The following is a 22,917-nucleotide window of genomic DNA, read 5'->3' on the forward strand; positions in this document are numbered from 1 at the left end:
TGAGGTGAAAATATGAGTGCTCCGCTTCTAGAAATCAAGGACTTACATGTATCCTTTTATGATAAGAAATCAAAGATAACTGCTGTTCAAGGAGTCGACCTAACGATCCCTAATGGTGAAACTGTAGCGGTAATAGGAGAATCCGGATCTGGCAAGAGTATCACTTCCCTTTCTATACTCGGTCTACTTCCATTAAGCGCCAGTGTTGACAATGGGTCAATCTTGTTTAAAGATCATAATCTATTAAAGTTCTCAAATAAAGAAATGCAACAAATTCGTGGTAGTGAAATCTCGATGGTGTTCCAAGATGCTCAAGCTAGTTTGAATCCTGCAATGAAGGTGGGAGTCCTCATTACAGAAGGGTTGAAAGCTCGAAAAAAACTGACGAAACATGAGCAGCGTAGCGAAGCTTTACGCCTACTCAGGATGGTAGGTCTTAAGAACCATGTGTATGACCAGTTCCCTTCTCAATTATCAGGAGGTATGAAACAACGTGTTTTGATTGCCATGGCACTTTCTGGTGAACCTAGCTTGTTGATTGCAGATGAACCAACGACTTCACTCGATGTTACCGTACAGAGTCAGATTCTTGATCTCATCAATGATTACAAGATTGAAAATGATGCTTCCATCCTTCTGATCACTCATGACTTTGGTGTCGTTGCTGAATATGCAGATCGTGTCTATGTCATGTTTGGTGGAAAAGTAGTAGAAGCAGGAGATGTTTATACACTTTTCCGTAATCCAATTCATCCCTATACGAAAGGATTGATCAGTAGCATTCCTAAGATTTCAGACACAGAGGAGAGATTAAAAAGTGTTTCAGACTTTGTCTTTGAGGAAGTCGGGTATGTAGGTCGACGGTTTGCTCCAGAAACATATTCAATTGAAAATAAGGTTTATGATGCGCCATCCGAATTGGTTGAAGTGGAACCGGATCACTATGTCCGGTTGTTTGTAGAGAAGGAGGCTGTTGGAAGATGAGTAGCATCATTCAATTACAAAATCTCTCAAAATACTTTTCTGTAGGAGGAGAGTTACATAAAGCTGTAGATGGAATCACCCTTGACATAAGAAAAGGTGAGACTCTCGGCATTGTAGGAGAATCAGGTTCTGGTAAAACAACGTTAGGTAGGACATTAATGCGATTATACAAACCGGACCAAGGGCAGATATTCTTCGAAGGAAAGGAAATTACTCATTTACCAGAAGATAAGATCAGACCGATGCGTAAAGAATTTCAGATGGTTTTTCAGAATCCTAGTGATTCTATGAGTCCACATTATAATGTAGGAGAGATTCTAGAAGAACCACTTCTGATCCAAGATCTTTTAGCTCCTTCTGAACGTACGAATAAAGCCTATGAGATGTTAGAAAAAGTAGGGCTACCCAAGACTTCATATTATAAAAAGTTACATGAATTCTCAGGCGGACAGCGTCAGAGGATCGGAATCGCAAGAGCTCTCGTTCTGAATCCCAAACTGTTAATAGCGGACGAACCCGTCTCTGCTTTAGACGTTTCTGTTCAAGCACAAGTCTTGAACCTTTTAAAAGATCTGCAAAAAGAAATGAATCTAACCTGTGTTTTTATTTCACATGACTTAAACGTTGTACATTATATGAGCGATCGAGTCGCTGTACTCTATCTTGGTCATCTTTTAGAAGTTGCTCCTAAAAGAGAGCTATATACGAATCCCATTCATCCTTATACAAAATCGTTGCTGTCTTCTATCCCTATTCATGATCCTGAACTAAGAAATCATAGTAGGAAACAGATCGTACTTCCTGAAAAATCCATTAACCCACCTCATTTAGTAGACGTTGGAAATGGACATTTGGTTGCAGCTGATGTTATTAACATCACCACGTTTGAAACCCAAAAAGAAAAACAAGACATAGCGGTCAGATAACGAAAAAGGATGCCAGATTTTTGGCATCCTTTTCTACTTAGTTGGTAAGCTGCTCTATATTGTATGTAGTAATTCTTTGATCGATATGTTTAAAAGCGACTGCGATGATATGAGCTTCTCTAACCACGTTTTTTATAAAGATCCCGTTCTATCCATAGTACAAGTCACAGTTATGCTTGTCACTTTCTTTAGAAATTCGATGTCTTTCTACATATAAAACTCATAATCAACTACTAACACAAAATCAAGAGTTGGAACGATTGATTTCCATGTATCAACCTATAAACTATTACACCATATAACAAGAGACAGCCCTCTTAGGCTGCCTCTAATTTATTTTCATTTCGATTAAAAACGGATATTGCACTCTTACTAAGAATATAAGCGTATACGCTCACTCCAAAAAACGGGATAAGGATCGGTAGCGTTGAGAACACGTAATACAGAACACCACCGGCAAAGAGCATCATGAGCGTAGAGAATGGGTATAAGATCCCTAACAGTATAGACGTTTTTATCCCACGAGCGAGAGGTATCTCGTAGTGAGCCAATAGGCTGAAGAGATAAATAATCACCATACTACTAACCAGTAACAAACCTAACAAGAGCACGTATCCTATTAAAGAATAAGGAGAACTTAAAGACTGCACGAGTTTCCAATCGATATAAAAGAAATAAGCAAATAATAAAAAAACACACCCAAAAACGTTCGATCGCATAAATTCTTTTTTATAAAAGAACCAATAATCTTTTAACAAGCCTGATTCTGACTTAGAGCGAAAACTCTTTCTGATTACCGCAAACAGAGCCGCTGTCGAAGGAAACAAACCAAAAGCGATCATTCCTAAAGTGGTGAAGATCAACCAAAGTCCGTTTAGAATTACTAGATTTCCTATAAAATGTAACATAGAGGTTATGGATATTAATAATCTTTTCATGTTGACTCCCTTTATAGAGAATTCTATCTATTCATATGCTCCGTTCATGGACCATACCTTAAGCGACACCACGCTTGTTCTTCCCAAAACTCGAACTTCTAATCCGAGTGCATCTTCTTTAGTTGGATATGAGCGGGTGGTTAAACTTTTTTGTTCGTTCACATAAAGCTCGATCATAGATTTATCTATGAAGAGGTGCAGACTTAAGAGATCTTCTTGAATCTCAAGCTTTCCTTCTTGAATCCCTTTGGTTCTTGCTAAAGGGTTTAATGTCGTCTTCTCCCGGTTCACTCCCAAGATACTTCTAGATGTATTGTAGTACAAATAGGTCTCTTCTTCTCTGTCAGGTGACATTTTAACGGCAATGCCAGCTTCCTCGATCTCTTCTAATTTTAACACTAACTCTATCTCTAGTGAATCCGACTGAATCTTTGCAAGCAGTCTGTTCGCCTCAGTCAAATTTACATAATCTAAATCTAAGAGTAGTTCAGAACGAAGGGATGATAACTCTTCGATTGGTCTTACTCCAAGGCCACCATCGTCTCTTAAGAACAACTCTATTGGAAGCCCACCGTTATGTGCCCATCCGGCATTGTATTCTTCTTGAAGTGTACGTTGCCCTTGCGTGATCGTAAACACGATAGCTCTTCCTTTAGGATCAATAAAGCCACTCGGTCCTGTAAAGTGGAAGTCACCCACATCGATTAGTTGAGGCTCTTCTTGATCAGGAACAAAGCGATGATGCTTCTTATCCCAGCTTCCGATCCAATAGAACACCTCCACATCCGCCCCCTCACCAACTGGAGAGATCAAAAAAACATATTTTCTGTTGCCGTCCTCATCCTCACCGATCGGTAAGAACACAGGTAGTTCCCAGATGGGGCCGAGAAACGGAAATTTGTCGTGGTCAGCTTTATAAAAAAGATTCTGATACTCCCAGTCTAGTAGATTAGAAGATGTGTATAGGGCAGCTGTTCCACCTCCGTCTTCATGAGAGGTTCCAACAAGCTGGTACCATAACTCATCTTCTTTCCATACAAAGGGATCTCGAAAATCTCCCATCTTCATGCCGAGACCTTCTGTTTGAACGGTTACAGGCTTCTCGACCTTTTTCCACTTTGTAAGAAGTACGTCGCCATCCTCTCTAAACGTACTTCTTGCGAGCCCCGTCATCTGGTTAGGAAAGACGGCATCGTTTCCGGCTGTAAAGAAAAGAGCTGGAGCACCATGCTCATCTAAACATGCACTTCCCGACCAGACACCGTCTGGATCAACTTCTCCTGCTTCTGGAGTAAGGGCAATCGGTAAGTCCCTCCAATGAACGAGATCATCACTCACAAGATGCCCCCAATGGATATAGTGCCAGTAAGGGCCTTTAGGATTATGTTGATAGAATATATGGTACTTACCTTGAAAGTATATTGGTGCATGTGGTTCGTTCATCCAGTGTCCGGGTGGGATCAGATGGTACCTCGGCCTGTGACGGTCTCCTTCATATACTTCTCTTTGAAGCGCAAGATCACCGTAAGGGATCTCTGGAATCTCGTTTTTTATTATCTTGACTCTTGCATAATGGTTTAAGAGTTTGATAGAGGATAAAGCGGTGTTATAGATCTTTATCTCATCTAACAAGCCGTTGTACATATTTAAAGAGAAGATATCCTCGATCATAAAGGGCTCGTTATGCATTCCGATTACTAATTCTTTTTGACTTACGATCACACTTGACTCTTTTACGCTTCTTGTCGCAATCTGTTGTCCGTTTAAATACAAACTCATACAGTGATGTTGTGCACTATAGACGGCTGCAATGTGTGACCATTCATGTAGGGGAAGAGGATGGCCTTCGTCCCAGACCTCAAGCCACTCCTCTCCCGTACCTACTTGAAACGACCACGAACCATGTCGGTACAGACCTAAGAGAAACCCTGTCTTCTCTTCTCTATCGTGTTGATTGATAATTGCTGAAAGCTTGTTGTCTGCGCCATATTCAAACGAACGAGGAGCGATCCATGCTTCGATCGTCATCTCAGTTAACGTGTTCTGAGCAAGACCCTCACAAGTAACCGATGTCGAATAACCATCAAAGAGTAGACAGTTCCCTTTGATGCCTTGTCTCCAAAGAGGATCACTGGGTGGTTTATCCGTGGCATCGTTGAACACATAGTTGATATCATGCCAATGTTCGTTAATCTGTTCTTTCGTCGTCTTTCCCATACCTTCATCAAATGCCCAATGAGCGATTAACTGAGACATTTCAACTTTCTCCTTTCGTCCAAATGGAATGATAGTTGAATACATCCAGTGAATGAAGGTCTACGACACCCTGATCTAAAAAGAGTTCTATTCCATCACTTTCCTCTTTCGGAAAGATCAAAGAAGTTAACACTTGTTTTCCTTCGTTCACAAACACTTCCACAGAAGACTTATCCACGAAGATGTGTAGAGATACATGCTCTTTCTCCAAAACAGCCATTTCTTGAACACATGAAAAAGCGTCATGAAATCCCAAGTCTCCAGATTTTCTTCTGTCTACGTATAAAACAGAACGTTGAGAATTAAAACCAATGATCGTTTCTTCTTCATTTGATTGATGCACTTTAAGTCCAAAGACTGCTGCTTCTTTAATTGTAAACGAAGCTTTAAGTTCAAAGGTTTTGCTCTTGATATCTTTTAAAAGGTTCTCATCCGGTACAAGCGTTATCGTTCGCTTGATAGAAGTTAGCGGCTCCCTAAGAACAGATACTTCATGCACTGGTTTCTGGACAAGTCGGATTCCCTCGCTTGTCGATGTTAATGATAAAGACCTTGGTAAAGTCATCGCACTTCTCCATGTACTTGTTGGTACATGGTTTGCGTACTTCCAGTTGCTCATCCAACCGATAAACAAACGACGACCATCTTCTTTCGGTACGTCACTCCATGTCACACCCGCATAGTTGTCTCTTCCGAAATCTAACCATAGCACCACATCCGGATCGTTATCGTTCGTGAATGTCTTACCATTAAAATCACCTACAAAATATTGGGTTCGTGAGCCCTCATGGTATGCTGGATCATCTCCGATACTGACGATCAGTACCCATCTGTGAACACCATCAATGGGTAAGGAAAACAAATCTGGGCATTCCCACACGCCTTGATGCGAACCTTCCGTTTTTCCGAACGCGCTCTCAAAGTCCCATGATTTCATATCATTTGATGAATAGAAGCGAACGTGGTTCCCAGCAGCTAGCACCATGATCCATTTCCTTTCTTCCTCGTACCAAATGACTTTAGGGTCTCGAAAATCAGCGATGGCTGGCTCTTCAAGAACGGGATTTCCTTCATATTTCGTCCATGTTCTTCCTTGGTCTTTACTATAAGCTAGGCTTTGGACCTGTCGTGGTTTTCGAGTAACAGGATGTTCGCCTGCATGCGTGAAAATGGCAACCAATCCCTCTTTCCCATTAAAGAATCCTGTTGAATCGCAAGGATCTACGACAACGCTACCTGAAAAGATAAATCCGATCTCATCAGGAAAAAGAGCGATGGGGAGATGTTCCCAGTGAATCATATCGGAACTTACCGCGTGACCCCAGTGCATCGGACCCCAAACGGTACTCTCTGGGTGATATTGATAGAACAAGTGATATTCACCTTGAAAATACACCATGCCGTTCGGATCGTTCATCCAATTCTTCATCGGCGTAAAGTGATATTGCGGACGATACTCTTCGTTAAAAAAGTTCGTCGGACTCATCTTCATACTCATGTTTTATCCTCCATGTGTGTTCGGTGTTGGCGTAAAAATAGATCGATCTCATCTATAGTCGGAATCGAGGGGATCGCTCCCTTTTTTAAAGTAGTTAAAGCCCCTACAGCATTCGCTGTTTGAAGTATTTGTACAATGTCAGTTTCTTGTAACTCAAGAAGTTTTGCGCGTCCCAAAAGTTGGTATAGGACACTTCCCCAAAAAACATCACCTGCCCCAGTTGTATCAAGAGCTCTTACTTTGTATCCTGGAATGAACCCCATTTTCCCGTATAATCGATAGGACGAACCCTCAGCACCTAATGTAATGATAAGTAAGGGAATAGAATACGTTTCTGAAAGTAATGTCATTGCTTTTTCTAGCATATCCTCCCCTGTAAGAAAATGAAGTTCCTCTTCTGATACCTTCACAAGGTCCGCTACCGAGAGTCCTCTTATAATCTGTTCCTTCATCTCATCATGGTCTTCCCATAGTAGTTCACGAACGTTAGGATCGAACGATATGATTTTAGCGTTTTCTTTCGCCAGTTCTACCGCATGCCATGTCGCTTCTCGAGATGGTTCACCGGTTAAAGACACAGAACCGAAGTGAAATATCTTACAACGCTTAATACCCGTTTCCTCTATATTGTCTTTATGCAACATAAGGTCTGCCCCGGGTTTACGATAGAAACGAAACGACCGGTTGCCATTATCATCTAGATTTACAAATGCTAGAGTTGTAGGGATTTTTTTATCTTTTGTGATTAAGCTGCAATCGACATGATGCTCTTTTAATGTAGAGATTAAGTCCTCACCAAAGAAATCTTCCCCAACCCTGGCAATCATGGAAGTAGCTCTTCCCCATTTTCCAAGTGCGGCTACAACGTTCGCAGGCGCACCACCTGGGTTTTGTTCGAAGGTTGGTCTTTTGTTGAGTGAAGGCCCAGCTGGAGAAAAGTCGATCAAGAGCTCTCCGATTGCCATTACATCTATCTCTTTCATATTCATCACCACGATTTTAAAAAGCCGGAAAACAAATATGTGTTCCGGCCTTCCTAGATTTTTTATTTATTGAATCGATCCAGTCCGTCTTGATAGATTTTCATCATATCTTCGACTCCCATTTCTTCTAAAGCTTTAACGTAGGCTTTCCAATCTTTTTCACTGAACCCTTCAACGATAAACTTCGCACGAGTCTGATTCACAAGTTCTTTGACATCCGTTTCTATCGTGTTCACCTGATCTAACTCTTCAGGTTTGAAGAAGATCGTTGGATACTTTTCTTTTTCCATGAAAGGACGATAGATGTTATCTAGATCCTTGATTCGTTGCTTAGCACGTGGTTCCATCTCAACAATCGTACCAAAATCTTCTTTTAAAATAACACCTGCGCCATTTGGCGCTACTTTTTGACGATATTCTCCCATCGCTACACCCTCAGGCAGTTCTTTGTTCACAAGTTTTCCGTTCTCGTCTTCTTCATAGATGATTCCGATCGGACCCCAGTGAATCTGTGCAGCCATCTTTGGTTCATACTGCTCATCAATCCAGCGCATCGTAATCTCAGGGTTCTTGTTAGCATTTGTAATAACAAACGCGTTTCTAGCAAACTCTGAACCATTCGATCGACCGACTAACTTCTCTCCGGTTGGTCCTTCTAGAGGAGGCATTAGAACGTAATCACCTGCTCGTTCAGGTCCCACTACTTCTTCGGTTTCCCACCAGATGTAAGATCCGAGTGTTTCATCCTTTGTTTTACCTTTTGCTAAATACTGAGCAGCATCTTGGGTAAAAGATTCAGGATCGATCAATCCTTCTTTATACCATTGATGGAAGTATTGAAGAGCTTCTTTGTATTCTGGTTTGTCTGCTGTAAAGATTACTTTTCCATCTCGTACGATACGATGATCGAGGTTATCCGGTTGACCAAAAGCAGCGAAGAAGTCACCAATATCCGCACACCACCAGAGATGCATAAAACTTAATGGAATCTCATCTTTTTTACCGTTTCCGTTTGGATCTTGTGTTTTAAACGCACGAAGTACTTCTGTATATTCATCAAGTGTTGTAGGCATTTGAAGTCCTAAATTATCTAACCATTTTTTATTGATTGACGGAAAGAACGGTGTATCGCCGATTCCCATCTCTTCTGCAGTAGGTAGTGAATAGATGTGACCATCAGGAGCTGTAATCCCTCTTTCTATCTCAGGTCGTTTCTTAAAGACTTCTTTTAAGTTTGGGGCATATTCGTCAATAAGGTCTTCAAGCGGGATGAGTGTACCGTTCTGTCCATAAGTCACAAGGTCATAATCGGTAAACTGAGCGCCGTAAAAAGCATCTGGTAGATCACCACTCGCTAGTAATAAATTCTTCTTTTCCTGATAATCGGTATCAGGTATGTTCTTCCACTTGATTGATACGTTCGTCGATTTTTCAAGTCTTTTAAAGATTTCCATCTCAGAATAATCTGGTGCGAGAGGTGCTTTTGGTGCTACAATATTAAGTGAAACTTTTTCTTTCACGATTGGCAGGCCTGTTTTCTCAAAAGTCGCTTTATCCTTTGGCTCGGATTCTTCTTTTGAGTTACAGCCTGCTAATACAAGACTAGCACTTAAGAAAACCGTTGTTCCTACTGAAAATACCTTCTTCATGTTATCCCCCCTAATATTTTTGCTGGCACTAATGAACCCGTTTAAGTCCTGATCACCTCCTAAAGAATGATTTAACCTTTTATAGATCCAATCATGACACCTTTCACAAAATAACGTTGCAAGAAAGGATAGAGAATCAATAATGGGAATGTTGAAACGATGATCATGCCATACTTGATGAGTTCAGCTACTCGCTGCTTGGCTGCATATGATTCAACATCCATCATCATCGCCGCAGAGTTTGATACTTGGTTCTCTACTAAAATATTTCTTAAGATCAGTTGCAGCGGATACTTCGATTCGTCATTTAAATAGATCAGTGCATCAAAGAATCCATTCCAATGTCCGACTACGTGAAACAATACCATCACTGCGATAATCGGTTTTGATAGAGGCAGAACGATCTTGAAAAAGAATCGAGTGTTCGAACATCCATCTATAAACGCTGCTTCTCTAAGTTCCCCTGGAATCGACGTTTCAAAGAACGTTTTTGCAATGATGATATTCCACACACCAACAGCGTTTGGAATCACCATAGCCCAGATCGTATCGACCATCCCAAGATCCTTAACTAGAAGGTATGTTGGAATGAGACCTCCGCTAAAGAACATCGTAAAAACGAACACGAGCATAATGAGATTTCTACCGTAAAAATCGGGTCTTGAAAGTGGATAGGCTGCGGTTAGCGTTAACATGATCGATATCGCTGTCCCTACCGCTGCATATAGTATCGTGTTACCGTACCCAACCCAGATCAACGTATCGCTGAAGATTCGTTCATACCCTTCAAGCGTAATATCCTTCGGCCATAGCCAAACTTCCCCTGCAAAAACAGCGTTCGGATCACTGATTGAACTGATCGAAATAAAGTACAGCGGATATAATACCATCAAGGCATATAGAGTCATCAACCCGTAGTTCACTACGTCAAACGTCATATCCCCTTTGGTTCTTCTAAATGCTCTCAATGATTTCCCCTCCTTACCATAAGCTGTTACCCCCAAGTTTTCTCACGATTCTGTTTACCAGTAAGAGCATAATTAAATTGATAACAGAGTTAAAAAGACCGATGGCGGCTGCAAAACTATATTGAGCACGTTGAAGACCAATCTCATACACATAAGTTGGAATGATGGCTGAGGCTGATTTGTTCAGATCTGTCTGCATCAAATATGCTTTTTCAAATCCAATGTTCATGATGTTTCCAATCGCAAGAATTAACAGAATCACAATCGTCGGTCGTATCCCTGGGATATCCACATGCCAGATACGCTGCCACTTATTCGCCCCATCCATAATTGCGGCTTCATGAAGTGCAGGTGAAACACCCGCTAGTGCTGCAAGATAGATAATGGTCGCCCAGCCTGTCTCTTGCCAAAGTCCGGATATCACATAAAGTGGTTTGAACCATTCTGGTCTCGCCATGAATAATATAGGTTCTCCACCGAACAAAACGATCAGATGGTTGACGATTCCACTAGTGGGAGATAAGAACACGAACAAAATTCCGACTAAAACAACAGTTGAGATAAAGTGCGGTGCATAGATGACCGTTTGAACAAACTTCTTGTAGCGTTCACTCGTCAGTTGATTTAACAAAAGAGCGACGATGATCGGAACTGGAAATGTAAAGATGAAAGCCCACAGACTTAAGCTGAGCGTATTCTTAATGAGCGTCCAAAACTGATATGATTCGAAGAACCTCGTAAAGTGCTGGAAGCCAATCCAAGGGCTTCCCCAAATTCCTTCTGTAGGTATGTACTGTTTGAACGCAAGTTGGATGCCATACATCGGAACATACTTAAACAAGATGAACCATAACAAGCACGGAAGAACAAACAGATACAACTCCCAGTTGCGCATGATTTTTTTGCGTCTTGTGGTCTTTTTTGGAACAACAACGACTTGTTTTTCTTTGTTTAGTAACAATTCCATTTCATCACCTCCACGTAATCGATTACGTAATAATGAAGCGCTTACAAATGCGCTTTTTAAAATATCAACAGCTATCCCGTTGTATGATTTCAGTTTGTAGCCTCATCTCAATAAAATCAGCATCCGGGTTTTCAATCCTTCTGAGTATGGCCTCTGCGGCTTTAACTCCTAATTCAAATGAAGGTTGTTTGATCATCGTGAGTGAGGGTGTGGTGATTTTTGCCCACTCGTAATCGTCAAATCCGATAACCGCTACATCGGTCGGAATCACCTTTTTGTGGTCTTGAAGACACTTTACTACTCCCATCGTCATCACGTTATTGGCAGTAAGTACAGCAGAAATCTCTGATGAAGATAATAACTCTTTTGTCAGGTTGTATCCGTTCTCAAGTGTAGGGACAGCCTCTTTGATCAATGTGTCGTCTACCTTCATTCCTTGTTCTAATAGAGCCTGCTTATACCCTTCTAACCGCTCATCACTCGTTGAGATCCCGAGTGGTCCTGTAATGAATGCGATTTTTTTATGACCTTTTGATAACAAGAGTTTGATGGCTTCATATGTGCCCTTTTTCCCATCACTTAAAATAAAGTCTCCCTTATCGTAGCCTTCTGGTTTACGATCGATAAAGACAACAGGATAATCTCCGTTCAACTCTTGATGAAGAAACTCATGACTCTGAGAAGTAGGTGCCATGATAAGACCGTCTATAAACTGATCGTTGAACATCGTGATCTGTTCTCTCTCCATGTTCAGTTCTTCATTCGTGTTACTCACGATCAGTTGGTACCCGTACCTCTTTAGTACGCTTCCAATTCCATGAGCAATGGACATGAAGAAAAAGTTGGATGTATCGTCGGATTGAACCGGAATAATAAGTCCGATGATGTTCGATTTACGACTTCTTAAGTTCCTCGCGACTGGGTTCGGACGGTAATTGAGTTCCTTCATAGCTTGAAATACTTTTTGTTTCGTCTCTTCAGCAACATACCGCGTTTCATTGATCACGTGGGACACGGTGGCTGTGGAAACATTCGCTTTTAAAGCAACTTCTTTCATGTTCACTGCCATTCCTATTACTCCTCAAAAAAACTGACGTAATCGATTACGTAATCGATTACTTATAGAATAGTTTACCTTCCATTATTTAGTCAACAAGTTTTTTCAAATTTTCAGTTTTTTTTCTGTTTAGTGATTAATGGTTATATGTTAGATCTGTAACCCTACTGGTAGCGTATCTACTAAAACAAAAAAGATTGAGCTTTTATGCTTAATCTTTTTTGTGTAAAGTATTTTTTTTAATAAAATCTTCAATAAATCTTGCGGCGTCCCTGGCACCGTGTTCTTTTTTTATCTTATCTTCTAATTGATGTGCTCTCTCAATCTTAGCAGAAGAAAGCATATGATTGATTCCTTCTGTTAACCTGTTTACTGTAAGTTCTTTTCTGGGAATAGGAGGTGCACCCACACCCAGTTCTTCTGATCGCTTTCCCCATGCGAACTGATCATTCCCATGTGGAATCACTACACTCGGGATACCTGATCGAAAAGTGACCGCTGAAGTACCCGCTCCTCCATGGTGAACAACACCCGCTAACTTGGGGAACAACCACGTATGAGGAACATTGCGAACAAAGTACATGTTCTCATATTTGTGGATATTCCTAAGATCAACTGGTAGGTTCACAATTCCTCGTTGCCCTGAGTTCTTTAGTGCTTCAGAGACTAGTTCGATGGTTTGCTCTGGATTCTCTTCCAAGATACTGCCAAACCCGATATAAATGGGTGGAGGTCCTTCTTTAATGAACGCGACAAGCTCACGTGGAGGTTCCCACTCTTTCATGTCTTCCTCTAAAAACCAATAACCATAACATTTAGTGTGTGTGTGTGAAACAGGAAAAACATGAGGACTGAGAGACACGATTGAAGCATGTTCCCCTTTGCCAAATTCATTATAAGGATTTTTAAAATTGGGTGGAAGGGTTCCAAATCTATCTTTCCAAAAATCAGCAATCGATCCCTTTACAGTTCTCCAGAATCCGAATTCAAACACTTTATGAGAAAGAAAATTTGTCACTCTTCCCCACCTCGTTCGGTAGAAGATTAGGGCAGGATACTCTTTGGTGGCTGCCATAGGAAATGGCGTAGCTAAAACGGTCGGTACCCCGAAGTGTGCACCTGCAAAATGACCTATTGCTGCACCAGGATGGTAGATAATTGCGTCAGCTCCCTCACATGCTTCGAAAAGATCTCGTTGCATTCCTAATTGTTTGTCCTTAATGATGGGCTTCATTTTTTTAAAACTTGTAAAGAACTTAAGAGGTCCATCAGATTCAATGGATGCGTCAGCCATTTCCTTCATTACTTTCTCTAGGTCTCCTTTAATGGGGTGGAACTCTAAGTGATGATGTTCGACTAACTGACGATAGTTTTCAAAACCAGCAAGTTTTACAGAGTGACCAAGTTTTTTTAATTCTACTCCAAGCGCAATGTAGGGCTGGGTATCTCCCCTTGTACCTGTAGTTAGCAGTGAAATTTTCATATTCCTACTCCTTTTTATTAGTTAGTCTAACTTACTTTATGAGGTAAAGAGGCGCTCTTATTATTGAGACCTCTCTCTTTGATAGAAGCCTTTGATCAACTTCTCCAATGTTTTTTCAAATTGCTTTGCTTCATCAGCTGATAGTAATTGCTTGATAAAACTTACGTAGTTCTCTAATGCTTGTTGGTTTAGTTGGATAAACGTTTTGCTATTCTCAGTTAACGTTACATGATAGACTCTTTTATCTATTGTAGATTGACTTTTTTTCGCATAGCCCATTTGAACGAGTTTATTAATTCCTGTTGTCGCGGATGCCTTCGTAATGTTTAACGCCTCTGCAATTTCACTGATGGTCGGGTTGTTTAACTTACCGATCGCTTGGATATATTGAATTTGATTTACACGCAGATTTGTAACTCCTGCGGTTTGGATGGTATCTTCTATCAATTTTTTAAACGAAGTATCAAGAGTGATAATAAATTCATTTAAAGTCTTCTCCAAACAAAACACCTCCAAATAAATTTAGTTTGACAAACTAACTATATAACGTGTTTTGGGTATCGTCAAGAACGAGTTAGTTAATAAGAGAAATTAAAAAGAATGCTTAATTCTCTAAGCACTCTTTTTGAGTAAGGAATACACCTTGAAAATAATCATCCATGCAAGTTCCTTATGTTTATAAATGGAACGTAGTTTTATATAAGCATTTATGACTTCTCAAGATTCTATCCGTTTTAACAAACAAGGTTGTATCTTGTCTCTATTCTACATCTACTAATTGTTTCTGATTACTGTACCATTCGCCAAATTGGACCATACATGAATCCTCTTTTGTATGATTGTATGTATCAAAATCCTCTTCACTGAATTCAGCTAGTGTCTTATCAAAATTCTTCGGCATAAATATGTACCATAAATCTGACCATTTGTTTCTATTTTCAGTACCTCTAATTTCTTCTGAAACGACACCAGGAGATTTACTTTCAAAATACCTTATTTCTTCGCCATCATAATATGCCAAACACGACCTGAATTCTGCATAACGGTTCTCTACATCACCTAACAATTTTAAGATGCCGTCAATACCAATCGTATCTAACATATGATTAACATAGGCTCTCGGAAATCCATTTAATTCAGAAACAAAGAAACCCGAATCCAGAGCAATGCATGGACGCTGAACGATGGAGTACGCTTGTAACACTTTTTGTTTTGCGATTTCTTTAATATCGTCACTTCTAGGTTCACTCAACTCTGTTTCGATTGGGATCACTTTTATATGTTTTAAATCCTTTTCAGCTGAAGTAATTTTCCCTTTATTTGTCGTTACAAAAACGATTTCTTTCATAACAAAAAGCTCCTTCTATGTATAACTTCTTTCCAGTCATAATCTATCCTGTAGAATGCTTCTTTTAACTATTTCAAATCTTACTTTTCATTTTATATGTATCTTATGAAATAACAATCTAAAAACGTCTAATAAAAATGGTTAACCCAAAATTAAGGTTAACCATCTATTATCTTTAGTTTCATACAATAAGCCGGTTTCATTTGAGTACAGAAATATTATAAAAATCAATCGTATATTACGTTTTTTCCTTGTTCGGTTAAGGTTTTTAAATGTGTTTGCATCTGATTAATCTCTTGGTCGGAATGCCTTTCCCATGTTTTTAATTCTGCTATGATTTTTAGAGGGAATTTCGATCTGTAAGAACGTGTCGGGTTTCCGGGAAATCTTTTATCGGTTAAGTTCGGATCGTTTTCAAATTCACCTAGTGGTTCTATGATATAGATCCTCTCTTTTGATTGTGCTCGTGCCAACTCAGCACCCCATTTGGCAGCATCTAATGTTGCGGTGAAATAAATATAGTTAGATTTTTTGTCTTGGAAATTAGATAAGTATAGCGGTTCTAACAGGTCCCCTAGTTTCAGTTCTGCTTTTGTACCATGAAAGAAAGGACCTCTATCTAAGATTTCTTTTTTATCATTCATACTCAGACACCTCTAACTATTTTTAGATTTGTTTTTAATAGTATATGATTTAAACCTTAGAAAGAGTAGTCTATTATTGATCTAGCATTAGAGGTATAATTGAAGTAGAAGCTCTCGTTTTAAAAATAACTGAAGCCTAATTTCTAATGGAATTAGGCTTTTTACTGTAAATAACTGGCTTCCTCTTTATGTACACCATATGTTCCTATATCTGTTAGGACAATATATGTTTTTAAATAAAACTAAGGACCTATCGTTTTTTTTTCATCCTACGAAACTAGTGTCTTTTTATTTTGGAGCCAATATAATTCTTTCATCTTTCTGTTCAATAATGATCTGAAAGGTATTACTGATCAACTTCTGCCTTAACGCGTAAGGAATGGTAAGATATCCTTTATTAGAAATTATCTGTTTATATTCTCTTTTTAAAGACTTATCAATGACAAGGATAGAATCATGATAACAATCGATTCCTATCTCTAAACCACAATGAATGTTAAACTCTTCTCTCCAAATAACCGGTATGTACAGGTATCCTTTCTTATTTTCATAGACCTTATTTGTGTATATAACCAAGATGACACCCCCGTGATTCCTGAAAACCATCATACTTCATTTCACTACAGCAGTGAATGGGTCATGAGAATTAAAAAGTCACAGGGAAAAAAGTATAGACTCCATCATCATTACAAATGGATCTATTTTAAACGACACGCCAAAATAAAACGTATCTCTGGATCTTACCGTATTCCTTTATAAAATTTATACTCTTTAACGTTTTCAAGCTGTCCTATCCTACGGTAATCTTTCAAACTCATCTATTCCATAGAGTTCATTAACTGAAAAAAGTATTCAGGCTCTTGAGTCTTATTGAGCTTATACCATGAATGTAAAGTATCCGGTGCAAATACATCTAATCTTTTCAACACTTCCATCGCAAATTCTAGAGGAGCTATTCCTGAAGCCGTAACCAAATTTTCATCAACAACTGCTGGTCTCTCTTCATATAACTTTTCTCCCCTATAATTCGGACAGACCATTTTCAAGTAGTCTAAGTTGTTACTCGTATGCTTTCTCATATCTAGGTACCCCATATTCGCAAGTGCTATTGTTGCACCACAAATCGCCGCAACAATCGAACCCTGCTCTAAAGCGTCGCCTGTTTTTTTCAAGATGGGTTGATGAACAACTTCTCCCCATGTATTTCCTCCAGGTAAAATTAAAAGATCTTTACTCTTTAGACTGCACTCTTCAATTGATATATCTGGTTGGATTCGTAGTCCACCCATCGTAGTGATTATGTCTTTATCAGCTCCCACAGTTACTACTTTTAAAGGTGCTGTATCTTTTTTAAAGTACCTCCCTGTATGTAGTTCAGCAATCAAATAACCATACTCCCAGTCTGACATGGTATTACATACATATAAATAAACGCTTCTTGTTTCCATCCAATAACACTCCTTTTCACAAGTAATATAGACAATTATAAAATAACTTCCCTGACAGCTAACGTCAGGGAAGTTATCATACTTGATGAAAGTTTATTAGATCTGACAGAACCTCAATAATCCTTTTCTTAAGATTTATAGGCTCAATCACTTGAATAGATCTACCATATGGTAAAAGCATGTGAGGAACATATGTATGTAATATATCTTTTTCCAGAAGAAATGTTGCTTGATTTGATGATTGACTTTGTAAATAATGTCCTAAAAACCAATGTTGGCAAATCTCTTCCAAAGCTGTTGTACTCCCATTAATAACTAAAGTGGTGCTCTTATCTTTATCTTCAACATTTGGCAGTAGGTTCTTCATAAAAAAGTCAGAAGCTGAAAAATCTACTGGCCGAATAAACTTGTCTTCGGTTTGAATGAACCTCTCGATTCGATCTATTCTGAAACTCCGGACTTCCTTCCTAAGATGACAAAAACCAATCACATACCATTTCCTATGCCAAAAGATAATTCTGTACGGATCGATCAATCTATCACTTGATTGGTTCTCTTTACTATTTTGGTAAGTAATCTTTATGGAGTACTCATCAGCTACTGAAGTCTCCAGCTCTTTTAACGTAGATTCTACAGAGGATGAACGTAATCGACTGATTACTTCAAGACTTGATAAATGTTGGTTTCTCTTTGTTTCCTGTTCTTGATTTGAGTATTTACCTAGTTTGGATACCGCTCTATTGAGTGCTTCACCTCCATAATAGCCCGCTTCACTTGCAAAAACAGCTGCGTGAAACAGTGACGTTTGCTCTTCAATATCAAAGAAAAGAGGAGCCTCTATAAAATGGTTCAATAGAGAGTATCCACCATTATGTCCTGCATCTGAAATGATAGGTACACCACTTGTTGAAAGGGTATCAATGTATCGATATACCGTCCTTATATTCAGCTCTAACTTCTCTGAGATTTCTTTGGCAGTGACTTTTCCACCTGACCGAAGCATCCATAAAACGGCTAGCATATTGTCAATTTTAGGCATAAGAAAACTCCACTTCTATTTAAATCATATTCTATATATCCAAACTCTAGTATAGCTCACAACAAAAGAATATTTTCTGTATTTAGTGTGTTTTTTACACTTTTCAGATTACCAAATTACCTTTAACAGAGCATAATAATAATGAAGAGTTTTCAGGCTATAGGTGTCTGCAAACTCTCAGAATTACTTTATAGTTATAGAAATCAAACTGTTAGACTCTTAGCATAGCGTTAAATTTAGTTTAAAGTAATACCAGTTCAATAAAAAAACATCTCTTCTTGAAGAGATGCACACAATTAGCTATTTCATGAATATATAATTATATTAAATTCATTAAATGAATAGGCCCCTCCTTTTACGAGCAGCCTATCGTAGTAAAATGAAAAAATTTTAAAAAATAGTCGGTACCATTCCCCCATCCATACGTATAGGAGCTCCTTTAAACGCTGAGGCATAAGGACTACATACAAATGTAGTCAATCTACCTATTTCAGCAGGTCTGATAAAACGCTGTATTTCAGATTGAGGTAGGTTTGTAGTCATAAATTCTTTCTCTTTTTCTGAAAAATTCATATCTTCATTTGGGTAGATCCCTTCAATAATTTGATATACATTTTCAGAGAGTGTTGGTCCTGGTAGAATTGTATTAACAGTAACTTCTGTTCCTTTTGTTAATTTAGATAAGCTTTTTGACAATGATAATAGCATTGATTTTGTTGCACAATACTGAGGCATTTGTCCTGAAGGCATCATTGCTTCTTCACTCGCAATAAAGATAATGCGACCATAATCATTGTTCAACATTTTAGGTAAATAAAATTTAGATAATCCATTTGCAACAAGAAAATTAGTGCGGAAATATTTTTCCCATACTTCATCATCTACGTCCTCATATTGCATGATTTCATATATCCCCATATTGTTAACTAAAATATCAATATTGGGGTATTTCCTAAATAAAGCTTCTCTCTGCTGAATATCCACTAGATCGGCTGCAGCATTTTGAGGAGAGGTAGCTGGAAAATCTAATTTAATTTCATTTACAATTCGTTCTACCTCTTCATAATCTCGTCCATTAATTAGTACATTAACACCTTCTTTAGCAAGTTCAATGGCAATTGCTTTACCTATACCTTTCGTTGATCCAGTAACTAATGCTGTTTTATTGTTTAATTCCATATCCATAATTTATTGATCTCCTGTATCTACTTAGTGTGAAAAATTATCTCTATTTATTGAGTGTGTACTAATTGTTCATTACGCCAATTTGAAGGAGTATCACCTTCCCAAAGGCGAAAGGCACGGTAGAACGAGTTCTGGTCTTCATATCCAATCAGAAATGCCACTTCTTTAATATCGAGCGAGGGGTCCGCCAAGTACTCTCGTGCCTGCTCATGTCGCACTTGTGTCAACAGATGCTTGAAGTTCGTCCCTTCTTCAGTCAGTCTGCGCTGTAAGGTACGATCACTCATCCCCAATTCGCTAGCGACAGTCTGAATGTCAGGACGCCCTCCTGTTAAGCTCCGTTTCGTTATCCACTTGACCATCTCGGTGATTGAGCGACTGCTTTGCTGCTCATTCAACGATTTATCCAGTACAGGAGTCAGAATCTCTAGTAATTCCGCGTTGTACGAAACAAAGGGACGATCCAGATCTCCTCTATGTAACGTCAACCTGTTACAATTTGCACCGATTCGGATACGGCATCCAAAAAAAGTTTCAAGTACCTCTATATCCCCCATAGCGTGTGTGAATTCGACGAACCTCGCTTTTAAAGGGTGACCTGTTCCGCGGCGCCCTAGCTCCAGAAGAAATGCTAGTGTAATACCTATCAGCAGAGGCGGACCGGGTTGATCGATATCCAACCAATCCAGTTCGATTGTACAGTGCTCGCCTTTCTCGATGATACGTAAAGTTTCAGGGGGGCAAAGTTGTTTGTACCGGGCCATTCGCTTCAGAGCGTCACGGTAGTAACGAGCGTGGTAAGTAGCTAAAACGCTAGGAGGGTAATGCGCTGTTTTAAAACCGGTCGTAAGCTTGATAATTCCTTTTGCATTATCATCAATGAGATCGGAATAAGCTTGCCAAATCGCCAAATATTGGGCGGTTGTGACATCTGGTTCAGTAATAATGGTGAGCGGAAGTCGTGCTTTTCTAACCACATCGTGGGCGGCAATCCCCAGTTGATTTAATCCTGTCCAAAATCCTGCCGGAATTTTTATTCGAGATTGAGACGTCATACATACAGGTCCTCCCTATCACTATCTACACAAACATTATTCTTGGATATGATTAGCAGTACAGTTAATACAATACCTATCCAACTTTTCTCTGTAACTAGCAGAGGACGACATTTCACTTGCCGATTACGCCAAATAAATGCGTTAGTATTTCATATATAACTGCCGTTGTGTAGGTAGCTACAAAAAAACACCAAACCTATTAGTGTTTTTGTTATTTACCTTTTCAACAATGGTACCTTAAAATCTTAAGTTATTACTAAAAAAATATGCTTTATATCCCGCAATCTCAACCGAAAGTTGAGCAAGATTAATTTATTTTAGAATATATACAAGTATCTGTCAGCCTGCTACCGTCTGCGGATAGATCATCATTCCTTAATGTCCCTTCATGTGTAAAACCAAGTTTTTCAGGTATAAAGCGGCTTTTTACGTTTCTTGATTCACATCTTATTTCCATTCTCTTCAATGCTAGGTGATTAAATCCGAAGTCAACTAACTCCTTTACGGCTTCGGTCATATATCCATTACCGCTAAACTTTGTATTTATCCAGTATCCTATTTCACATTTTCGAATGTCCCAGTCAATCCTATGAAGGCTCGCAGTTCCGATAAAGTCCTTGCCTCCACCGTTTTTAAAGATCAGGAAACGAAAACTTTCTCTTTTCAAAAAATTGATGTGAGCATTTTTTAATAAAATAGCTGTTTCTTCAAGAGTAGGAATTTCTTGAAAAAGGGAAAGCCACACTTTTAACTCATTAAATGAATCTTTGATGGCTTCACTCACAATTTCTTCGTCCCCAGATTGAAGAGGTGCTCGAAGAATTAGCCTTTCCGTATTCATTTGCAAAGGGATATCTAATAATAATGGATTCATAGGATTCTCTCTCCTTGATTAATCTAATGAATAGCAGTTAGAGTATTTCTTCTTTATGAAAATACACCAACTCTTCTACATTTATTCAAAAGCTTCCTTAAAAAGCGCGTTAATCCTTCTTGGATCAAGCACCCATCTTTCGAATAAATAGCTTAAACGTTGTGGAATGAAGAAACAGCTCAATGAATAAAGGGAACTTCTCAAAGGAAGTTCCCCCTATTTCTTACTGTCTTCCTTCTGTTAATGGAATGGACTCATATTTTTCAGGATCGATGGTATAAACAGAACCATCGGTTACGCCATCAATGACTCCGTATAGTCCGCGCTCTACGGCTTTAACAAGCTGGCCTTTTTTCTTTTGACCAAACGATTGTGTTTGGCCTCGAACTTCAAAGAGCACCGTCCCACTTCCGTTCAGTGCGAATGACCCAAGTGCTGTTCCAGGCAGGTTCTGATTCTGTGGATACAATGAGATGTTTCCGAATGGGGAATTACCTTGCTGCTGCATCGCATTATACACTGCAACGTTCAGCTGTCTGGAGTAATCATAGTCATATTTATCAGCATATTGCGTATAGGCTGCACCTTCAGTCGTTTTTGGATTAGGTACGAACTGCGCGGAGATGGAAAACGTTACAAGATTATCCGTACCATCCACCTCGTAGTAAGGTGCTTGGTGATGGAGGTCAATGAACGCTTCGACCTTTCCAAATTCCTTTACAAGGTTTTTATACACATCACGTACCGTTTGTGATTCAGGAGTGATATACCATCCTGCAGTAGACGATTTACCTGGAAAATCGGATGCTTTGGGTACATAGTTAAGATCCGGGTTAAAGTCACGGTTCACATCAAATCCTGGTTTAGACGTATAATCGTATGTTTCATTTTTGTATGTATAATAATTCCAAGATGGCTTTGCCGTTGTTAACTGCGGGAATTTCCTCACAACTTCGTTCCAGTTCATGTCGTTTCCGCGGCGATCCAATTCAGACGCATCTGGGTTTACCATCGGAAGGGCAACAAGCGTAATCTCACTGCGGATTTTCTTTGCATCAGGAGAATTAGATCCTAAGAACTGAAGGATATTTAAAATGGCATTGGTACCTGTTTTCTCATTTCCATGGATTTCACTTTGAATCATTACCACTTTTTTACCTGTACCAACTGTCGCTTTGTAGATCTCGCGGTTACGGTTAGAGTGTCCGACCGTTTCAACCTTTACTTTTCCTTGAGAGCTTGTTGCGATCTGCTGCAGCTTGCTAGAGAGTTCTGCATGATTGATAAAGCCCTCTACAGAGAACGTTTGTTGATCAGGTGTTCCAGGAGACGTGTTTGCCGAGGCAAAAGTAGGTGCTGTAAGGGTAGCAGATAGGACCAATGCGCCGAGTGTGTATACCATTTTTCGTTTGAACATGTAGATTTTCTGTCACTCCCTTATTTTGTTGCATAAGCCATATACTAATACACCAAAATAAGGAATACAATTAGTAATCAGATAATTCATACAATTTACCTATCATAAAAAAACTGAGTCATTGGCTCTATGCTCTTTTGCACGTGAAAGTAATCACCTTGAGTGAATCGTACACCATCAGTTCAGTTGAGGTAA

Annotated in this window: 21 protein-coding genes; 2 read left to right on the plus strand and 19 right to left on the minus strand. The window is 39.3% G+C overall.

Annotation, left to right across the window (positions count from 1 at the left end):
- Positions 1 to 12 precede the first annotated feature (12 nt).
- Positions 13 to 984 (plus strand): ABC transporter ATP-binding protein, encoded by a 972-nt coding sequence (locus ABE65_RS11310; protein WP_066394862.1) that lies wholly within the window; start codon positions 13 to 15, stop codon positions 982 to 984.
- On the plus strand, positions 981 to 1,910 hold the full coding sequence (locus tag ABE65_RS11315; RefSeq protein WP_066394864.1) for an ABC transporter ATP-binding protein: 930 nt from the start codon (positions 981 to 983) through the stop codon (positions 1,908 to 1,910). Before ABE65_RS11310 ends, ABE65_RS11315 begins: the two co-directional genes overlap by 4 nt.
- Positions 1,911 to 2,227: 317 nt before the next feature.
- On the opposite strand, the gene ABE65_RS11320 is transcribed toward ABE65_RS11315, so the two are convergent.
- The 19 genes from ABE65_RS11320 to ABE65_RS11410 form a co-directional block, all read right to left on the minus strand.
- Positions 2,228 to 2,848, minus strand: coding sequence for a YesL family protein (locus ABE65_RS11320; RefSeq protein WP_066394865.1), 621 nt, complete (start codon positions 2,846 to 2,848; stop codon positions 2,228 to 2,230).
- A 27-nt stretch (positions 2,849 to 2,875) separates the two neighbouring features.
- Positions 2,876 to 5,104 carry a LamG-like jellyroll fold domain-containing protein gene (locus ABE65_RS11325; RefSeq protein WP_066394871.1) on the minus strand — a complete coding sequence of 743 codons (2,229 nt, stop codon included), beginning with the start codon at positions 5,102 to 5,104 and terminating at the stop codon, positions 2,876 to 2,878.
- A gap of 1 nt (position 5,105) precedes the next feature.
- Positions 5,106 to 6,602: a glycoside hydrolase family 32 protein gene (locus tag ABE65_RS11330; RefSeq protein WP_231887791.1), complete on the minus strand. Its 1,497-nt coding sequence runs from the start codon at positions 6,600 to 6,602 to the stop codon at positions 5,106 to 5,108.
- Positions 6,599 to 7,585 (minus strand): carbohydrate kinase family protein, encoded by a 987-nt coding sequence (locus tag ABE65_RS11335; RefSeq protein ID WP_066394872.1) that lies wholly within the window; start codon positions 7,583 to 7,585, stop codon positions 6,599 to 6,601. Before ABE65_RS11335 ends, ABE65_RS11330 begins: the two co-directional genes overlap by 4 nt.
- Before the next feature lie 62 nt (positions 7,586 to 7,647).
- A complete protein-coding gene (locus ABE65_RS11340) occupies positions 7,648 to 9,234 on the minus strand; it encodes an ABC transporter substrate-binding protein (protein WP_066394874.1) in 1,587 nt (528 codons plus the stop codon).
- Positions 9,235 to 9,305: 71 nt separating this feature from the next.
- Complete coding sequence (locus tag ABE65_RS11345) at positions 9,306 to 10,172, minus strand: carbohydrate ABC transporter permease (protein ID WP_066400078.1); 867 nt, start codon at positions 10,170 to 10,172, stop codon at positions 9,306 to 9,308.
- Positions 10,173 to 10,215: 43 nt separating this feature from the next.
- Positions 10,216 to 11,169, minus strand: coding sequence for an ABC transporter permease (locus ABE65_RS11350; RefSeq protein ID WP_066394876.1), 954 nt, complete (start codon positions 11,167 to 11,169; stop codon positions 10,216 to 10,218).
- A 64-nt stretch (positions 11,170 to 11,233) separates the two neighbouring features.
- A complete protein-coding gene (locus ABE65_RS11355) occupies positions 11,234 to 12,238 on the minus strand; it encodes a LacI family DNA-binding transcriptional regulator (RefSeq protein WP_066394879.1) in 1,005 nt (334 codons plus the stop codon).
- Between the two features lie 199 nt (positions 12,239 to 12,437).
- Complete coding sequence (locus ABE65_RS11360) at positions 12,438 to 13,709, minus strand: glycosyltransferase (protein WP_066394881.1); 1,272 nt, start codon at positions 13,707 to 13,709, stop codon at positions 12,438 to 12,440.
- A gap of 60 nt (positions 13,710 to 13,769) precedes the next feature.
- Positions 13,770 to 14,210: a MarR family winged helix-turn-helix transcriptional regulator gene (locus ABE65_RS11365; protein ID WP_066394886.1), complete on the minus strand. Its 441-nt coding sequence runs from the start codon at positions 14,208 to 14,210 to the stop codon at positions 13,770 to 13,772.
- Positions 14,211 to 14,469: 259 nt separating this feature from the next.
- Positions 14,470 to 15,057, minus strand: coding sequence for a non-canonical purine NTP pyrophosphatase (locus ABE65_RS11370; protein ID WP_066394888.1), 588 nt, complete (start codon positions 15,055 to 15,057; stop codon positions 14,470 to 14,472).
- Between the two features lie 227 nt (positions 15,058 to 15,284).
- Complete coding sequence (gene arr, locus ABE65_RS11375) at positions 15,285 to 15,701, minus strand: NAD(+)--rifampin ADP-ribosyltransferase (protein ID WP_066394893.1); 417 nt, start codon at positions 15,699 to 15,701, stop codon at positions 15,285 to 15,287.
- Between the two features lie 288 nt (positions 15,702 to 15,989).
- The gene (locus ABE65_RS11380; protein ID WP_066394896.1) at positions 15,990 to 16,277 is read right to left on the minus strand and encodes a hypothetical protein; all 288 of its coding nucleotides are present in this window, start codon (positions 16,275 to 16,277) and stop codon (positions 15,990 to 15,992) included.
- 242 nt (positions 16,278 to 16,519) lie between these two features.
- Positions 16,520 to 17,149, minus strand: coding sequence for a type 1 glutamine amidotransferase family protein (locus ABE65_RS11385; RefSeq protein WP_066394897.1), 630 nt, complete (start codon positions 17,147 to 17,149; stop codon positions 16,520 to 16,522).
- 76 nt (positions 17,150 to 17,225) lie between these two features.
- Entirely contained in the window at positions 17,226 to 18,188 is a 963-nt protein-coding gene (locus tag ABE65_RS11390; protein ID WP_066394898.1) for a helix-turn-helix transcriptional regulator, read from the minus strand.
- 390 nt (positions 18,189 to 18,578) lie between these two features.
- Positions 18,579 to 19,373, minus strand: coding sequence for an SDR family NAD(P)-dependent oxidoreductase (locus tag ABE65_RS11395; protein WP_066394899.1), 795 nt, complete (start codon positions 19,371 to 19,373; stop codon positions 18,579 to 18,581).
- Positions 19,374 to 19,420: 47 nt separating this feature from the next.
- Positions 19,421 to 20,428, minus strand: a complete 1,008-nt coding sequence (locus ABE65_RS11400; RefSeq protein ID WP_066394905.1) for an AraC family transcriptional regulator — start codon at positions 20,426 to 20,428, stop codon at positions 19,421 to 19,423.
- A 310-nt stretch (positions 20,429 to 20,738) separates the two neighbouring features.
- Positions 20,739 to 21,305, minus strand: coding sequence for a GNAT family N-acetyltransferase (locus ABE65_RS11405; RefSeq protein ID WP_066394908.1), 567 nt, complete (start codon positions 21,303 to 21,305; stop codon positions 20,739 to 20,741).
- Positions 21,306 to 21,528: 223 nt separating this feature from the next.
- Positions 21,529 to 22,722, minus strand: coding sequence for a M14 family zinc carboxypeptidase (locus ABE65_RS11410; RefSeq protein WP_066394911.1), 1,194 nt, complete (start codon positions 22,720 to 22,722; stop codon positions 21,529 to 21,531).
- Positions 22,723 to 22,917: the final 195 nt, after the last annotated feature.

It is taken from the genome of Fictibacillus phosphorivorans, from assembly GCF_001629705.1.
In the GTDB taxonomy this organism is placed as follows: Bacteria; Bacillota; Bacilli; order Bacillales; family Fictibacillaceae; genus Fictibacillus; species Fictibacillus phosphorivorans_A.

What these genes read in the sequence shown, in the direction of transcription:
- ABE65_RS11385 (WP_066394897.1), bottom strand. Translation starts at nt 17,149, where the DNA reads ATGGAAACAAGAAGCGTTTATTTATATGTATGTAATACCATGTCAGAC.
- arr (WP_066394893.1), bottom strand. Translation starts at nt 15,701, where the DNA reads ATGAATGATAAAAAAGAAATCTTAGATAGAGGTCCTTTCTTTCATGGT.
- ABE65_RS11320 (WP_066394865.1), bottom strand. Translation starts at nt 2,848, where the DNA reads ATGAAAAGATTATTAATATCCATAACCTCTATGTTACATTTTATAGGA.
- ABE65_RS11335 (WP_066394872.1), bottom strand. Translation starts at nt 7,585, where the DNA reads ATGAAAGAGATAGATGTAATGGCAATCGGAGAGCTCTTGATCGACTTT.
- ABE65_RS11395 (WP_066394899.1), bottom strand. Translation starts at nt 19,373, where the DNA reads ATGGATATGGAATTAAACAATAAAACAGCATTAGTTACTGGATCAACG.
- ABE65_RS11350 (WP_066394876.1), bottom strand. Translation starts at nt 11,169, where the DNA reads ATGGAATTGTTACTAAACAAAGAAAAACAAGTCGTTGTTGTTCCAAAA.
- ABE65_RS11390 (WP_066394898.1), bottom strand. Translation starts at nt 18,188, where the DNA reads ATGCCTAAAATTGACAATATGCTAGCCGTTTTATGGATGCTTCGGTCA.
- ABE65_RS11310 (WP_066394862.1), top strand. Translation starts at nt 13, where the DNA reads ATGAGTGCTCCGCTTCTAGAAATCAAGGACTTACATGTATCCTTTTAT.
- ABE65_RS11315 (WP_066394864.1), top strand. Translation starts at nt 981, where the DNA reads ATGAGTAGCATCATTCAATTACAAAATCTCTCAAAATACTTTTCTGTA.
- ABE65_RS11370 (WP_066394888.1), bottom strand. Translation starts at nt 15,057, where the DNA reads ATGAAAGAAATCGTTTTTGTAACGACAAATAAAGGGAAAATTACTTCA.
- ABE65_RS11330 (WP_231887791.1), bottom strand. Translation starts at nt 6,602, where the DNA reads ATGAGTATGAAGATGAGTCCGACGAACTTTTTTAACGAAGAGTATCGT.
- ABE65_RS11405 (WP_066394908.1), bottom strand. Translation starts at nt 21,305, where the DNA reads ATGAATCCATTATTATTAGATATCCCTTTGCAAATGAATACGGAAAGG.
- ABE65_RS11340 (WP_066394874.1), bottom strand. Translation starts at nt 9,234, where the DNA reads ATGAAGAAGGTATTTTCAGTAGGAACAACGGTTTTCTTAAGTGCTAGT.
- ABE65_RS11400 (WP_066394905.1), bottom strand. Translation starts at nt 20,428, where the DNA reads ATGACGTCTCAATCTCGAATAAAAATTCCGGCAGGATTTTGGACAGGA.
- ABE65_RS11325 (WP_066394871.1), bottom strand. Translation starts at nt 5,104, where the DNA reads ATGTCTCAGTTAATCGCTCATTGGGCATTTGATGAAGGTATGGGAAAG.
- ABE65_RS11355 (WP_066394879.1), bottom strand. Translation starts at nt 12,238, where the DNA reads ATGGCAGTGAACATGAAAGAAGTTGCTTTAAAAGCGAATGTTTCCACA.
- ABE65_RS11410 (WP_066394911.1), bottom strand. Translation starts at nt 22,722, where the DNA reads ATGTTCAAACGAAAAATGGTATACACACTCGGCGCATTGGTCCTATCT.
- ABE65_RS11360 (WP_066394881.1), bottom strand. Translation starts at nt 13,709, where the DNA reads ATGAAAATTTCACTGCTAACTACAGGTACAAGGGGAGATACCCAGCCC.
- ABE65_RS11345 (WP_066400078.1), bottom strand. Translation starts at nt 10,172, where the DNA reads ATGACGTTTGACGTAGTGAACTACGGGTTGATGACTCTATATGCCTTG.